Raw genomic sequence first — 16,365 nt, forward strand, 5'->3', positions numbered from 1 at the left:
TTAGATGGGGAAAATTACTACACAAGCAAAGCAAATGAAAAAAATAGCTGTTTTACTTCTCGTTGTTTTAAGTGTTTTAAGTGTTTTAAGTGTTTTAAGCACGCCAGTGTTTGCCAAAGAGCAAACCGTTGTTTTGATTTCCCTTGATGGTTTTCGCTGGGATTATATTGAAAAACACCAAGCAAAGAATTTAGCAAAAATTGCTAAAGCAGGCGTTCGTGCAGAGCGCATGACTCCGGTTTACCCAACGAAAACATTTCCTAATCATATTTCAATTATTACCGGCTTACAGCCCGCTAATCACGGCATAATTGATAATAAATTTTGTGATAGAAATCGTAAAGAATGCTACAGCATGGGCAAAGGGCGTAACGACAGTACCTGGCTAAACGGGACACCACTTTGGAACCTTGCTGAAATGCAAGGTGTTAAAGCGGCAACTTACTTCTGGCCAGAATCAGACGCGCGCTTTAATGGTCGTACGCCAAGTTACTTTTATCACTACTCGCAACATAGCGATTATCAGCGCCGCGTAGACCAAATTGTAGACTGGCTGAGCTTACCAAAGTCACAGCGCCCACGTTTTGTTGCAGCTTATTTTTCATTAGTTGATTCAATGGGCCATGATTTTGGCCCTAACGCACAGCAAACATTTGATGCTGTACAAAAAATGGATGCGTTAATTGCCCAATTGGATAAGCGCTTAGCTGAGCTGAATGATCTTAATATTAATTTAGTTTTAGTATCAGATCACGGTATGTCACAAGTTGATCCAAAGCAGACCACTGAAATTAACTCGTTGGGTTTGTCTAAAGATGATTTTCTTATTAAGAACTCAGGCACTCGTGTGCAAATTTATATTAAGCCAAACTCATCTGTGTCTATCGAGAAAACGAAAGCGCAGCTCGTAGCTAATGCGAAAGGACGTTATAGCGTACTTGATAAAAACACACTAGCGAGTCGCGGTGTTAAGTTTGGTGCTCGAGATGCTGATATTATTATTGAAACCACAGCACCAAAAACGTTCTCATTTGAAGGAGAGTCAGATTATTTAGGCACGCATGGTTATGCATATACTCAAGAAATGGGAGCATTATTTATAGCAAAAGGACCTGCATTTAAACAAAATACGTCTATTGCTGAGTTTCCTAATCTAGATATTTACCCAACAATTGCGAAAGTACTTGGCTTAAAAATACTTTCACCGGTAGATGGTGATGGCAAAAGCTTGGAAAGTGCACTTGCTCAGTAAAGGCCGTAATAGCCACTTCGCTTAAGTATGTAAGCAGGTTTAGCCGGCTTAAATAATGCGTTATTTGAGTAAACAGGCATTAAGCGCAGAAGCTAGGTTAAAAGCTTTATTTTTTGCAATAACTTTCCATAAAATTAATTTAATTATTATGAATTAAGCAAAGGTTAAGTTTAAAAAGGCTAAAGTAAGCTTGAATTCCAATCTCCCTTGGACTTTATTTCCCTTGTTGTTTTTATACAAGCTTTGCCCGCTAACTTTAGCGGGCTTTTTTATGTCTGTTGGAAAGTTTGCTTAGTTAAAAATGTAGGAGTTGACAGAGTTAAGCTAAGGTTAAGTTAGTAAACTTATACTAAAAACCAGTTCTCAATCTCCAAAAGTACTGAGTTTAACTTGGTAACAAAAAGCCCGCATATTGTAGCGGGCTTTTTATTGACATAAGGCGGGATTATTGTTCCCAGTAAGCTTGTTGCAAGCTGTCTTCTCGTTCAGGCAAACCGCGCGTTAAACGTGGCGAATGCTGCACTAATACCTCATAGCTTACACGGTTAGCATATTTACTGATTTGTGAAAGTGATGAATAGGTAAGCGCATTGATTTCATGCTTACTTGAGGTAGGAACATTTAATTGGTGATACACATTAGCGCTAATATCGTGAAGTACTGCTGCCAGTGCGCCATCACCTGCGCCATTGGTATTTTTAATGCTGTCAGGCCCACCCATGTAAGGTGCAGTGTGAGTGTAAATTTTTACTGGATTTTTACAGTCTTTACGACGCATTGCGCGCGAAAACTCAAATTTATTAAAATCAGGAATGCTGCCTGGCATTAATTGGTGCTCTGTTGGGCGTTTCCAACAGTCATCAATGTAGCTGGCTAAGAACATGCCTTGGGCGCCAGCAGTACAAATTACCATATCAACCCAATCAAGCGCTTTATCGGCGGCTAAGAGCGGGTCTTCAAAGCCGGTAATAGCAAGGCCTTCTTCTTCGTTCATGGCTAATATGTCAACGTGGTCGTTAACGAAGTTTTGCCACCACTCAGGGTCTTGCTCAATTAAGAATTTGGTGCCTAAGCTCAGTACAACAGGTACATTTGCAGCGTTTGCGTATTCAACGGCTTTTAGCGCCGCTTCGGTCATGGTGTCTTCACCTGTGGTACGCATTAAATAAGCCGAAATAACTAAAGCAGACGAGTTAGCAATAAGCTCTTGGGAAATGGATTCAGGACGTAGACGGTTCATTAAACCAGGACTGATAGCGAAAGTACGCTCGCCACTTTCATCGATAAGTGTAAAACAACGACCAATTGGGCCATCAACCGGTTGTAGGTGTTCTAAATCTACGCGGGTTGAGGTTTTACTAACGAAACGATAGGCATAACTGCCAATTTTGATATTTTCACACATCACACCAAGCAGTACCGAACGGTCGTCTGATAACACTGAGTAATTGTGCATGGTGTTACCAATAGTGCCGCCTGCAAATTCGTAGTCGATCATGTCATGATCTTTTAAGCGTGCATAGAGAGCGTTGGTGGTGTCATCATCCATTACTTGCGACATGCCGCGGTGCAGGCCAAACTCGTTGAGAAAGGCTTGATCAACTTTGGCTTCTATATCAACCACAATTTGGTCAATACCCACTATGTAATTACGTGCAAGCTTGCTGTCTTGTGTGATCACGTTCGTTAACGGATCTTTATCTTCCACTGGAAAGTAGTGTTTTTGTCTGCGTCGTCCAGGAAATTTCATCTTGTTTCTACATTGCTTTGGCGTCGTGCAAAATGGCGGCGGATTATAGCCTAAAAAATAATTGAATAACTATGACATTAGCCCTTTATTTTAAAAAATTCTAAGAAAAAGAGATAACAATGCATGAATCTTTTTAACTTGGTAAAATATTTAAGGTGTTTATAAATCAACCTGAGTAACTATGTACCCTGAATTTAGCGATGAATATTGGATGATTGAGGCGCTTAAACGTGCTGATATTGCCGAGCAACATGGAGAAATACCGGTTGGTGCCATTGTTGTAAAAGACAACCAGATAATTGCTGAGGGGTATAATTTATCAATTACACAGCATGATCCATCGGCCCATGCTGAGATGATGGCGATTCGCCAAGCTGGCAAGTACATTGAAAATTACCGTATGCTCGATTGTACGTTATACGTCACTTTGGAACCTTGCTCTATGTGCGCAGGGTTGTTGGTGCATAGCCGTATAAAGCGTTTGGTATTTGGCGCACATGATGAAAAAACAGGTTCAGCGGGCAGCATTATGGACTTAACTCGCCACGAAAAGCTCAATCATCAAATAGACGTCACCAGCGGGGTTTTAGCGGAAGTGTGCAGTGAAAAGCTGTCGGCATTTTTTAAAAAACGCCGCGCAGAAATAAAAGCCGCTAAAAAAGCGGCAAAAGGTGAAAGCTAGTTCGCTTCAGCTTCCACCAATAAATTAAATGCTCTGCGACGTTCAAGAACTTTACGATGGGTGTTGCGTCTTGCAATGCGGCGACGAATAGCACACGTGTTAACCGTGCTGCGTTTTACTTTGAATTTTCTACGCGTTCTTAGCATAGGTTCTCCTTAAAAAGGTGAGAGTGGAGAAGGGTAATTGGCTAAAGCCCTTATCTCTCGATAAGTTTATTAATAAATTATGACACGTATATGACATTCACCACGGTGAATTCAACTATCGTGTTACTCATCTTGGTTTTCATCAAGCCAAACGAGTGTGTCGTAATAGCGGCGAATATTATCGACATATTTAACGGCGACATCGCCACGGGCAAACCCGTATCTTGTTTGGCGATAGTAGCGCTTTTTAATCAGTAACGGTAAATGTTTTTTCACATCAGCCCATTTGTCGGCATCGCCGCCCGCTTTTTCGGTTAGCACACGGGCATCTTCCATATGACCAAAGCCCACATTGTAAGCGGCAAGCGCAAGCCAAGTACGGTCAGGTTCTTTTATGCGTTCGGGTACGCGATTAATCAATTTTTCTAAATAGATGCCGCCACCACGAATATTTTGTTCGGGTTCAAGGCGGTTTTTAACACCGACCGATTTTGCAGTAGGCAAGGTCAACATCATAATCCCGCGTACTCCAGTTGGCGATTTGGCACGTGGGTCCCACATCGATTCTTGATAACTTACCGCTGCTAGTAAGCGCCAATCAAGGCTACGTGAATATTGCTTAAACCAATCTCGATATTTAGGTAATACATCACGAACCGCTTCTATATAAGCAAGGGTATTGATGTAGTTAAATTGACGAACATGGCCAAAATATTTTTCTTCTAGGTTCTGTAACAAGCCCGTTGAGCGCGCATAACCAAAAAACTCGATGGCAAGTGCATATAAACTGTCGTCATCGTTTTGTTGCAGCATCCAAGCGACTGGTTCTTCGCGGGTTACCGAAAAGGCAATGCTAAGTTCTGGGTGATAGCGGCGAAATAGCGCCAAAGTATGCGAGTCAGCAATGGTGTAATCGAATTTGCCATCAATAATGCCTTGTAGTAACTCGGCTTCATCAAACTCTTCGGTTTCAACCCATTGTAAGTTTTCAAAATTGGCTTTTGCTTTTAATAAACTGGCGGCATGAGCGCTTTTGGCAATAACGGTAACAGGGGCGTCCAGCTGTGAAAAATTACGCGGCCTTTTACGCCCTTGTTTATAAACGAGCTTTTGACTGATTGAGCGGTATTGCGGCGCAAAACGGTATTTATTTAAACGCGATTTGTTTAGGGTAAGGCCTGAAGCGAGAATATCGATTTGTCCTTTTTCTAGCTTGTTAAGCATGTCTTTAATTGAGAAAAAAGGAATGATTTCGAGCTCAGCGTCAATAAAGTTTGCGAATGCTTTAGCGAGCTCATATTCAAAACCCAGCTCACCATTGGCACTAATATAGTAAGTACTTTCGCCGGCAAGAGTGCCGATACGAACCTTATCTTTTTGTTTAATTTGGCCGAGGTGTGTTTCTGCGACAGGCTCTGAGCATGCTGCCAGCAAAAAAATAACCAGTGTAATTACAACGTGTTTTAGCACTCAAATCCTAAAATAACTAACCCCTACAAGGTTGTTATAACAGATAAAGTCCCGATCGTCACGAGGACTAATGTCCTATACATGAAATTCGAATTTGCCTATTTTTGGCTATTTTTTGATTTTTATTTAAATCTCATGTCATTTTCCACTATAATGTGCGCCCATAAATCTTCGTTCAATCCTTAACCCCGGATGAAAATACCTATGTTGATCCTACGTGGTGCACCTGCACTTTCTGATTTTAAAGTTCAAAAGATCCTTAAAACCTGCGCTGACGCCAATTTACCAGTGACTGGTGTTTACGCTGAGTTTATGCATTTTGCTGATTTAACAGCAGAACTTTCAGAGTCTGAGTTAGACAAACTAAATAAGCTATTAAAGTATGGGCCGACCATTACTGAACATACGCCTGAAGGTGCGCTCATTTTAGTGACGCCGCGCATTGGTACCATTTCTCCATGGGCATCAAAGGCAACGGATATTGCTAACAACTGTGGTTTAGACAAAGTACACCGTGTTGAACGTGGTATTGCTTACTATGTTGAAGGCGACCTAAACGCTGCGCAGTTAAATGACGTTGCTAAACTAGTTCATGATCGTATGACCGAGTCTGTTCACAACAGCCTTGAAGATGCAGGCCAGTTATTCCGCGTTGAAGAGCCACGCCCAATGTCATCAGTAGACATTCTTGGTGGTGGTCGTGAAGCGCTTGTAACTGCAAACGTAGAGCAAGGTTTCGCATTAGCGGATGACGAAATTGACTACCTAGTAGAAAACTTCACAAAACTAGGTCGTAACCCGAACGACATCGAATTATTTATGTTCGCACAGGCGAACTCAGAGCACTGTCGTCACAAGATTTTTAACGCCGATTGGACAATCGATGGCGTAGAACAGCCTAAGTCGCTGTTCAAAATGATCAAGAATACTTACGAGACGCACCCAGAAAACGTACTGTCTGCTTATAAAGATAACGCAGCAGTAATGAAGGGCTCTAAAGCGGGTCGTTTCTTCCCAAATAAAGATGGCGAGTACAACTACAATCAAGAAAACATTGAAATCTTGATGAAGGTTGAAACCCACAACCACCCAACTGCGATTGCACCATTCTCTGGCGCGTCGACTGGTTCTGGTGGTGAAATTCGTGACGAAGGTGCAACAGGCCGTGGTTCTAAGCCAAAAGCAGGTCTTGTTGGTTTTACTGTATCTAACCTTCGCATTCCAGGTTTTGAGCAGCCGTGGGAAACTAACTTCGGCAAGCCAGGTCGTATCGTTGATGCACTAGACATCATGATCGACGGCCCACTAGGTGGCGCGGCGTTCAACAATGAATTTGGTCGTCCTAACCTACTTGGTTACTTCCGTACTTACGAAGAAAAAGTTAACAGCCACAACGGCGAAGAAGTTCGTGGTTACCACAAGCCAATAATGCTTGCGGGTGGTCTTGGTAACATCCGTACTGAGCATGTTCAAAAAGGTGAAATCCCAGTAGGGGCTAAGCTAGTTGCATTAGGTGGCCCTGCGATGAACATCGGTCTGGGTGGTGGCGCTGCATCATCTATGGCATCTGGTCAGTCAAACGAAGACTTAGATTTTGCGTCTGTACAGCGTGAAAACCCAGAGATGGAACGTCGTTGTCAGGAAGTTATCGACAAATGTTGGCAGCTAGGTGACGAAAACCCAATCGCGTTTATCCATGATGTGGGCGCGGGTGGTCTTTCAAACGCATTCCCTGAGCTTGTCGACGACGGTGGCCGTGGTGGTAAATTCCAACTACGTAACATCCCGAACGATGAGCCTGGCATGGCACCACATGAAATTTGGTGTAACGAATCACAAGAACGTTATGTATTGGCAGTAGCGGCAGAAGACTTCGCACGTTTTGAAGAAATCTGTAAGCGTGAGCGTGCACAATACGCAGTCATTGGTGAAGCAACAGAAGAGCGTCACCTAACCGTTGCAGATAGCCACTTTGATAACAACCCTGTAGATCTTCCGCTTGAAGTACTACTTGGTAAAGCACCTAAGATGCACCGTGACGTTGAGTCAAAAAAGGTATCTGGTGAAGCACTTAAAACAGATAGCATTGATGTAGAGGAAGCCGCTAAGCGTTTACTTCGTCTTCCAACGATTGCTGAGAAAACATTTCTTATCACCATTGGTGACCGTACGGTGACAGGTCTTGTGGCACGTGACCAAATGGTTGGCCCTTGGCAGGTACCAGTAGCAAACTGTGCGGTAACAGCAGCTGCGTTTGACACTTACCATGGTGAAGCAATGTCAATGGGTGAGCGAACACCTGCAGCACTTCTAAACTACGGTGCATCAGCACGTTTAGCAGTCGCAGAAGCGTTAACTAATATTGCAGGCGCAAACATTGGTGGTCTTGAGAACATCAAGTTATCTGCAAACTGGATGGCAGCAGCAGGTCACCCAGGTGAAGACGCAGGTCTTTACGAAGCTGTTAAAGCTGTAGGTGAAGAGTTATGTCCAGCACTTGGCCTAACCATCCCAGTTGGTAAAGACTCAATGTCGATGAAGACAACATGGCAAGATGACGGTGAAGATAAAGCGGTTACTGCACCACTTTCTCTAGTAATCACTGCGTTTGGCCGTGTTGAAGACATTCGTAAAACAGTCACGCCTCAGCTTCGCACTGACAAAGGGGATTCAAGCCTAATCCTAGTTGATTTAGGTGCCGGTCAAAACCGCATGGGTGCATCAAGCCTTGCACAGGTTTACAAGCAACTTGGTGACAAAACACCTGACGTTGATAGCCCTGAGTTATTAAAAGGTTTCTACAACGCAATGCAAGCACTTGTGGCTGACGAGAAGCTACTTGCTTATCACGACCGTTCAGACGGTGGTTTATTCACTACTGTAGCTGAAATGGCATTCGCAGGTCGCTCTGGTGTGACTGTAAATCTTGATAGCTTAACAGGTTCTGACATCGAAGCGCTTTATAATGAAGAGCTAGGTGCAGTTATTCAGGTTCGCAATGACGACCTTGCAGCAGTTGAAGCTGTGTTAGCTGATAACGGCATTGCAGCTATCAGCCACACTATTGGTACGCTAAACACCGAAGATAAAGTAATCTTCAACCGTGGTGGCGAAGCAGTTCTAGCAAATACACGTACTGAACTACGTACTATTTGGGCTGAAACGACTTATAAGATGCAAGCACTTCGTGATAACCCAGAGTGTGCTAAGCAAGAATTTGATGCCAAGTTTGACGAAAAAGATCCAGGTCTTAACGTAAAACTAAGCTTCGACCTAAACGAAGACGTAGCAGCACCTTACATTGCTACAGGTGCTAAGCCTAAGATGGCTATTCTTCGTGAGCAAGGTGTTAACTCACATGTTGAAATGGCAGCGGCATTTAACCGTGCAGGTTTTGCAGCAGTAGACGTACACATGAGTGATATTCTTGAAGGTCGCCTAACGCTAGAAGAGTTTAAAGGACTTGTAGCTTGTGGTGGTTTCTCTTACGGTGACGTACTGGGTGCTGGTGAAGGTTGGGCTAAGTCAATCTTATTTAATGACATGGCACGTGATCAGTTCCAAACATTCTTTGAGCGTCAAGATACGTTCAGCTTAGGTGTTTGTAACGGCTGTCAGATGTTATCAACACTGAAAGAGCTTATCCCAGGCACTGAACACTGGCCACGCTTTGTAACCAACAAGTCAGAGCGTTTTGAAGCACGCTTCAGCCTTGTTGAAGTACAAGAAAGCCCGTCAGTATTCTTCCAAGGCATGGCTGGCTCTCGCATGCCAATCGCGGTATCTCACGGTGAAGGTCATGCAGAGTTTGCAAACGACGCAGCAGTGAAAGCGGCACTAGAGTCTGGCACAGTAGCGGTTCAATACGTTGATAACTTTGGTAAGCCTACAACGCAATACCCGAACAACCCGAATGGTTCACCTGAGGGTATTACCGGTATCACGTCAACAGATGGTCGCGCAACAGTAATGATGCCACACCCAGAGCGTGTATTCCGTGCAGTAGCTAACTCTTGGCACCCAGATGAGTGGAAAGAAGATAGCCCATGGATGCGTATGTTCCGTAACGCACGTAAGAACGTGGGGTAAAACACGACCGAAACGAAGTTTCGCAGCGTGTTTTACCCGAGTCATGGATGACGAGCCGGGCCGCAGCTTCAGGACGAATTAGTCTGCACTGCCTCAATTTGATTTAATTGAAAGGTCACTTCGGTGGCCTTTTTTGTATCTGTACGTTGAGCAGCGTGTTTTACGTCAGTCTGCGATGACGATTACTGCGTAACGCATCGGGCCGCATCTTCAGGACGAATTAGTCTGCACTGCCTCAGCTTGATTTAATTGAAAGGTCACTTCGGTGGCCTTTTTTATTATTTAAAATAAATATTTAAGTTAAATAAGATTAGTAACTTTCACTGGGTTTTAATTTAATTAATAAATTAATTTTTATTTATATAAAGTTTAGATAAATATTCAAATTGCATTGAGCTTTGTTGTAGAAAAGCGCATACTGGCGGCAAATATTTAACTGCGAATAAGTATCATGACGATTTGTGATGTTCCCGTAAAGCAACAGGCGACAATAGCGCGTTTGTGTCCAAGTTTAGATTCCGCCGTCGCTCAACGACTAGAGGAGATGGGGTTCGCTGAAAATGCGTTAATAACCTGCATACGTCGCACACCGTTCAATGGTCCCATTGTTTATCAAGTGGGTGATTGTGTTTACTCACTCGAACCTGCAATAGCTAAACGTATTTACATCGCATAAACCGTAAGAACCCCATGAAACGAATTTTATTAGTTGGTAAGCCCAACTGTGGTAAGAGTTTGCTTTTTAATCAGTTAACAGGCTTAAAGCAAAAAGTTGCCAACTTTCCAGGTGTCACAGTCGAGCTTAAAAGTGGTCAATTTAATGACTTTGAAGTAGTTGATTTTCCAGGTACCTATTCGCTAAATACGCTTTCAAAAGATGAGCAGATCGCAGTCGAAAAGCTAAATGAGGCGATTAATCAAGACGACACCGAAGTGATTGTAAATGTACTAGACGCAACGCGATTAGAGCGCAGTTTGGTATTTGCATTGCAAGTGCAACATTTAGCGCAGCAACATAATAAAAAGGTCGTGTTTGCACTTAACTTAATTGATGAATTACAGCGCTTTAATCATCAAATAGATGTCGCACAACTCGCTAAAGATTTGAATGCGCCAGTATTTGCTTTGTCAGCAAAAACACTTACTGGTGTAACTGAGTTTCAAAAAGGCTTAGTTGAAATTGCTAAAGCACCTTTTCAGCAAAATCTTCATTCAGATCCTAGTAAAAACATGCAAAGCGCTAAAGCGCTTGCAAAAAAATATGCAATTGCCAGCGATATTGTGCTTAAGAAGCAAAATGTTATCGATAACTTTTTGTTAAATAGCGTGTTTGGCGCTGTGGCATTTTTTACAATTATGTTTTTATTGTTTCAGAGCATTTTCACATGGGCTGCGCCGTTAATGGATGGCGTAGAAATGCTTATTGGTGATACCGCCGCGTTTGTTACAGGGTTATTGCCAAGTGGCATGATGCAAGACTTTACGGCAGATGCTTTGTTTGGTGGTGTGGGTTCTTTTTTAGTATTTGTGCCGCAAATTATGGTACTGACGTTTATCATAGGTCTGCTCGAAGACAGTGGTTATTTGGCACGAGCTGCTTTGATATGCCATAAGCCTTTGAGCTTCTTTGGTTTGTCTGGTCGTAGCTTTATTCCTTACCTATCTGCACATGCCTGCGCGATACCTGCCATTATGGCCGCCAGAACCATAGAGTCACCGCGTAAACGCCTGATCACTATGATGACCATTCCCTTGATGTCATGCTCTGCAAGATTGCCGGTTTATGCCTTGTTAGTTGCGGTATTTATTCCGGCAGATCACACAGTACTTGGGGTCTTTAACTTACAAGGTATCGCATTTTTTGCCCTGTATTTATTTGGCATTGTGATGGCGCTGATTGTAAGTGCATTATTGAGTAAATCTAAAATGACAGAGCAGAGCCAGTCTGAAATGCCATTTATTTTAGAACTGCCAACCTACCTGATGCCCCATTGGAAACCACTAATGCACCGTGTTTTGAACAGTGGCATTTATTTTATTAAACGCGCCGCACCGGTTATTTTTATGGTGTCTGTGGTGATTTGGGTACTGGGTTATTTTCCGCAAAATGCTGATTTAGAGCACTCGTTACTTGGTCAATTTGGTCAGTTTATCGCACCAGTGTTTGAGCCACTTGGTGCAGATTGGCGCTATGGTGTGGCAATCATGATGTCGTTTTTGGCGCGAGAAGTCTTTGTAGGTGCGCTAGGCACACTGTATGGCATGGAAGGCGCTGATGAAAATATTGCAGGACTAGCATCACAAATTATGGCAGATGGCTTACCACTTGGTACTGGCATTGGTTTAATGCTGTTTTATGTAGTGGCATTACAATGCGTGGCAACCGTGGCAACGATAAAAGCGGAAATGGGTAACGCTAAACTCGCATGGGCTTTATTTGTGGTGTATGGATTAGTTGCTTATTGCTTAGCTGCACTTGCTCATTACTTTATATAAACATCTTACGTTATGCATTAGGGGCTATTTTCATGGCTCCTTTTCAGTCATAGGTGCGTTACCGAGTCGATGTTGTGATTCAGTGTTAGGTTGAGTACCAGAGTGAATTAAATTAATGACTTTTTAATCCCTTAGTTGTTAGTATTGCGCTGTACCTAAATCGGTTAACCCCTTATTGGAAGTAAGTAATGAAAAAATTAACTTTAGTTGTAATGGTAACGGGCGCGTTTTACGCTAATTCTGTGAGTGCGGTTGATTTAAAAAGCACGTTAAATACTGCTGTAGCGAACCAAACAGCAGAAAAAACAACATCAAATGCCTTAGTAAAATATGCATCTGAACAATTGGGGTTATCTGAAGATATCATTGGTTCAGGCATGGGCGCGTTGCTCAAAGTAGCAAAAGATCATGTTAGCCCTGAAAACTTTGCCTTGATTAGTCAAGCATTACCAAATACTAACGGGTTGATCAGTGAAGCGCCTAAATCGTCAATGTCTTCACTAACTTCAATGCTAGGCAAAGGCGGCGATAAAACTAAACAGGCAGTAAGCCTAGGTTATTTGGATAGTGCGTTTGAAAGCATTGGTATTCCAAAAGAGCAAGTTCCTTTACTAGTAAACTCATTAGTTGGCTACATGGCGAATAATGGATACAGCAAAGAAGCTAACTTGTTAAAGCAAGGTTTAAGCTTTTTATAAATTTAAAATCATAATAAAAAAGGCCACAATGGCCTTTTTTATTTAAACAGGGTTTGTGTGTAAATAGTTTTCTCGCCATATTTTTAGGTAAAATAACCCGAGAGTCAGCTCGGTGATTATTGCTAAGAAAATCCCCACACCTGTATTACCTAGTGTAAATTCAATACTCCCCAGTATTGCCAAGCCAAACATAATCACCATAAAACTCAAGCTAACAGCTAGCTGTGTGGTGCTGTTTGATATGTTGCGCATTTGCCAAGATACCAATGCAAGCCCAAGAAACAGAATACTTGCTCTACGTCCCATAAAATAGGTTGCATCGCTGGCTTCAATATTAAATAGATAAAAAAGCAGCTCAGGTATTCCCATTAGAGTGACTGAAAGTAGCACGGAGATTAACGCCGTGATACTCGATAATTTATAAAAACTCATAATTCATCTCCTTTGAAAGTAAACACTGAGAGTGCGAGTTATTAGCTTGATAAATTACCGAAACACAAATACTTAGTTTCAAGGTAATCATCCAGGCCAACTTTCGATCCTTCGCGGCCGTAACCGGACTGTTTTACGCCACCAAATGGGGCGGCGGCATTTGAAATAATGCCTTCATTAATGCCAAGCATGCCAAACTTTAACTGATTGGCTGCGCGCATAATGCGATTAATGTTTTGGCTATAAAAGTAAGCGGCAAGGCCATATTCAGTATCGTTAGCGAGATTGATAGCACTTTGCTCATCATCGAAGCTAAAAATAGTGGCTACTGGGCCAAAAATCTCGTTTTGCGCAATCTCCATGGTGTTGTTGCAGTTGGTTAAAATAGTTGCTGGGTAGCCAGTTGCACTTGCTTTACCTTGGTAGTGAATATGTGCGCCTTCACTTAGCGCTGTATTAACTAATTGTGTGACTTTATCGATTGCGGCTTGGTTAATAAGTGGGCCAAGTTGCACATCGTTAAGGCCATTGCCTTGTTTTAACTGCTTTAACTTTTCTGTGAAGATGGCTAAAAACGACTGTTTAATGGATTCGGCAAGATAAATACGATTGGCGCACACACAGGTTTGTCCTGCATTTCTAAATTTTGCTGCAATTAACCCAGTTGCTGCTGCCTCTAAATCAGCATCGTCAAAAACAATAAATGGCGCATTACCACCAAGCTCCATCGACACTCGTTTAACCGTTGATGCGGCTTGTTTGGTTAGTAATTTCCCCACTCTTGTAGAACCGGTAAAGCTAAACTTGGCAATATCTGGGTGGGTTGTTAACACCTCGCCAATGGCTTTAGCATTAGTACCCACAACCACATTAAAAACACCTTTTGGTATGCCTGCCTGTTGGCTTAATTCAGCCATCGCCAGTGCGCTTAAAGGTGTTAATTCTGATGGTTTCACAATAAAACAACAGCCTGCAGCAAGTGCAGCTGCGGCTTTTCGGGTGATCATCGCATTAGGGAAGTTCCATGGGGTAATGGCTGCAACTACGCCAACAGGTTGTTTTGTTACAATCACTTGCTGAGAATTACTTAGTGCAGGAATAGTATCGCCGTAAACTCGCTTGGCTTCTTCGCAAAACCACTCAATATAACTAATGCCGTATTTAATTTCGCCGCGCGCTTCCGCCAGCGGTTTGCCTTGCTCTAAGGTGAGTAATAGCGCTAAATCGTCAAGATTTTCTGTTAATAGCTCGCCCCACTTTTTAAGTTGAGTTGCTCGTTCGTAGGCAGTGGTACTTTGCCATGCTTGTTGAGCGCTTTTGGCGGCAGAAACCGCATCTTCAACTTGCGTTATCTCAATATCATCAACCAGCAGTAGTGACTCATTGTTAAAAGGATTAACAACATCAAATGAGTTGTTTGATGATAACCACGAGCCGTTAACGAAACTACTTTGTTTAATCAGTGATTGGTTTTTTAACTGCGATAAATTAGGTGTTGTCACGTACTAACTCCTGTGGTTTCAAAATAGTCTCGTCGTATACGTAAAAATGCTCGCTAGAGGCTTGCTGCCACCAGATACTCCAATTGCCAAGCTGCCTATCTTCCAGTATCTCACCTTTGCGTAACGGTTTTATTAAGCTGCCAACCGACATTAGCAAGCCGTATGGCGTTCTGCGTTTTACCATTTGCGGCAATAGTTTATCGGGGTCGTCTAACCCCATGCTGCCGAGTAATTCATAAAAGGCGTGTAGGGTATTTTTATGAAAGTTTTTAACTCGCTCACTTTTACTTTCAACATCAATTGCTTTTGCGCGCGCAGGGTCTTGTGTGGCAATGCCAGTTGGGCACTCGTTAGTGTTACAGCTGCGAGATTGAATACAGCCTAATGCCATCATCATAGTTCGCGCTGCGTTCACAGCGTCTGCGCCAATTGCAAGCTTTGCTAATAGATCAAATGCCGATGCGGTTTTGCCAGAGGCAATAATGCTAATTCTATCGCGAATACCAACGCCAATTAATGCGTTATGAATAAGGTAAACACTTTCAAGGCAGGTCATGCCTAAGCGGTTTGAAAATTCAACGGGCGCAGCACCTGTGCCACCCTCAGCGCCATCAACTGTAATAAAGTCGGGGTAAATATCCAGTTCTAACATGGCTTTACAGATTGCTAAAAACTCGGCGGGGTTGCCTAAACAAAGTTTAAACCCCACAGGTTTGCCTTGGCTAAGTTCGCGTAATTCAGCAACAAAGTTAAGTAATTCTTTTGGCGTTTTGCACTTGGGGTGCGCCGCTGGCGATATACAGTCTTTATCTTGGTCCACCAATCGAATGCGTGCTATTTCGTCGGTAATTTTTGCTTTAGGCAATACTCCACCATGACCTGGTTTTGCTCCTTGCGATAGCTTTATTTCAATCATTTTAACTTGCGGTAATGCGCTTTTAGTGCGAAATACTTCATGGTCAAAGTCGCCATCTTGTGTACGACACGAAAATAACCCCGAACCGATTTGCCAAACAATGTCGCCACCGTGTTTTAGGTGATAAGGGCTGAGCCCGCCTTCACCTGTATTGTGGTAAAAACTACCTTTATGGGCACCTAAATTTAGCGCTTCGATGGCGTTTTTACTTAACGAACCAAAACTCATTGCAGAAATATTTAAGCGAGATGCCGAATAGGGTTGTTTGCAATCCGGACCACCAATTAGCGTGCGTTTATATTCTTCTTTTACGTCACACGGCGCGAGCGAGTGCCATAAACTTAAATAATTTTCTTCCAGTAAATCGCGCTGCGTACCAAAGGCAATAGTATCGCGCACCGATTTTGAACGTTGGTAAACAAGCGAACGTTGCTCGCGGTTAAAGGGTTTTTCTTCGGTGTTGTTGGCAATAAAATATTGTTGTATTTCAACGCGAAATGACTCTAAAAAATAGCGAATGTAAGCAACAACTGGGTACAACCGGTTTAGATTACGCTTGGAGAAAAAGATATCGAAAAAACCAATCGCACTGTAAAGAAGGGTAAAAACAAACAGTGAAAAGGTCAGATCATCTGTGTGGTATTGCCATAAAAAAAAGGTAGTAGCGTTTCCTAAGGTGAGTATTAACCAATAGGTTTTTTGCATAATAGTCATGTAGTTTACTCTTATTTTGCTGACGGATGCGTATAAGAGATAAAGGATTGACGCGAGACGACTAATTTGGGCAACCCTTGCACTCGTCTCTAATTTTGCATAATAACATGGTCTTTGTCACTGAAAGAAAAAGGAAACCGCATTGGTTTCCTTTTATTCAGAAAGGGTTGGGTTCTGAATGTTTAATTAGTCTTAGGGTCTGTTGACCTTTCAAGTTC

General features: G+C 42.6%; 12 protein-coding genes. 6 read left to right on the plus strand and 6 right to left on the minus strand.

Annotation, left to right across the window (positions count from 1 at the left end; all coding sequences use genetic code 11):
• The first annotated feature begins 34 nt into the window (after positions 1–34).
• Entirely contained in the window at positions 35–1,252 is a 1,218-nt protein-coding gene (locus L1068_RS20855; protein ID WP_237131806.1) for an ectonucleotide pyrophosphatase/phosphodiesterase, read from the plus strand.
• A 445-nt stretch (positions 1,253–1,697) separates the two neighbouring features.
• Here the strand turns inward: L1068_RS20855 and L1068_RS20860 are convergent, their stop codons facing one another.
• Positions 1,698–3,002 carry an inosine/guanosine kinase gene (locus tag L1068_RS20860; RefSeq protein ID WP_237131807.1) on the minus strand — a complete coding sequence of 435 codons (1,305 nt, stop codon included), beginning with the start codon at positions 3,000–3,002 and terminating at the stop codon, positions 1,698–1,700.
• Positions 3,003–3,183: 181 nt separating this feature from the next.
• Between L1068_RS20860 and tadA the strand changes: the two genes are divergently transcribed.
• Positions 3,184–3,684: a tRNA adenosine(34) deaminase TadA gene (gene tadA, locus L1068_RS20865; RefSeq protein ID WP_237131808.1), complete on the plus strand. Its 501-nt coding sequence runs from the start codon at positions 3,184–3,186 to the stop codon at positions 3,682–3,684.
• Here the strand turns inward: tadA and L1068_RS20870 are convergent.
• Together L1068_RS20870 and mltF are read right to left on the minus strand one after the other, a co-directional pair.
• Positions 3,681–3,830 (minus strand): hypothetical protein, encoded by a 150-nt coding sequence (locus L1068_RS20870; protein WP_161805690.1) that lies wholly within the window; start codon positions 3,828–3,830, stop codon positions 3,681–3,683. The genes tadA and L1068_RS20870 overlap by 4 nt on opposite strands.
• Positions 3,831–3,953: 123 nt before the next feature.
• Positions 3,954–5,300 carry a membrane-bound lytic murein transglycosylase MltF gene (gene mltF / locus L1068_RS20875; RefSeq protein ID WP_054980335.1) on the minus strand — a complete coding sequence of 449 codons (1,347 nt, stop codon included), beginning with the start codon at positions 5,298–5,300 and terminating at the stop codon, positions 3,954–3,956.
• A 204-nt stretch (positions 5,301–5,504) separates the two neighbouring features.
• Here mltF and purL point away from each other — a divergent pair, with 204 nt between their 5' ends.
• The 4 genes from purL to L1068_RS20895 all read left to right on the plus strand — a co-directional run bounded on the left by purL (position 5,505) and on the right by L1068_RS20895 (position 12,583).
• On the plus strand, positions 5,505–9,389 hold the full coding sequence (gene purL, locus L1068_RS20880) for a phosphoribosylformylglycinamidine synthase (protein ID WP_237131809.1): 3,885 nt from the start codon (positions 5,505–5,507) through the stop codon (positions 9,387–9,389).
• Positions 9,390–9,840: 451 nt separating this feature from the next.
• Positions 9,841–10,065: a FeoA family protein gene (locus tag L1068_RS20885; protein WP_010562077.1), complete on the plus strand. Its 225-nt coding sequence runs from the start codon at positions 9,841–9,843 to the stop codon at positions 10,063–10,065.
• Positions 10,066–10,079: 14 nt separating this feature from the next.
• The gene (locus L1068_RS20890; RefSeq protein ID WP_237131810.1) at positions 10,080–11,885 is read left to right on the plus strand and encodes a ferrous iron transporter B; all 1,806 of its coding nucleotides are present in this window, start codon (positions 10,080–10,082) and stop codon (positions 11,883–11,885) included.
• Between the two features lie 188 nt (positions 11,886–12,073).
• Complete coding sequence (locus tag L1068_RS20895; RefSeq protein ID WP_237131811.1) at positions 12,074–12,583, plus strand: DUF2780 domain-containing protein; 510 nt, start codon at positions 12,074–12,076, stop codon at positions 12,581–12,583.
• Between the two features lie 42 nt (positions 12,584–12,625).
• Here the strand turns inward: L1068_RS20895 and L1068_RS20900 are convergent, their stop codons facing one another.
• From L1068_RS20900 to L1068_RS20910, 3 genes are read right to left on the minus strand one after another with little or no spacing between them, the layout of a single operon-like run.
• Positions 12,626–13,015, minus strand: coding sequence for a hypothetical protein (locus L1068_RS20900; RefSeq protein ID WP_237131812.1), 390 nt, complete (start codon positions 13,013–13,015; stop codon positions 12,626–12,628).
• A gap of 41 nt (positions 13,016–13,056) precedes the next feature.
• The gene (locus L1068_RS20905; protein WP_237131813.1) at positions 13,057–14,517 is read right to left on the minus strand and encodes an aldehyde dehydrogenase family protein; all 1,461 of its coding nucleotides are present in this window, start codon (positions 14,515–14,517) and stop codon (positions 13,057–13,059) included.
• Entirely contained in the window at positions 14,504–16,147 is a 1,644-nt protein-coding gene (locus L1068_RS20910) for an FMN-binding glutamate synthase family protein (protein WP_237131814.1), read from the minus strand. Before L1068_RS20910 ends, L1068_RS20905 begins: the two co-directional genes overlap by 14 nt.
• Between the last annotated feature and the right edge of the window lie 218 nt (positions 16,148–16,365).

Origin of the sequence: Pseudoalteromonas sp. MMG024 (genome assembly GCF_021654175.1) — a bacterium.
In the GTDB taxonomy this organism is placed as follows: Bacteria; Pseudomonadota; Gammaproteobacteria; order Enterobacterales; family Alteromonadaceae; genus Pseudoalteromonas.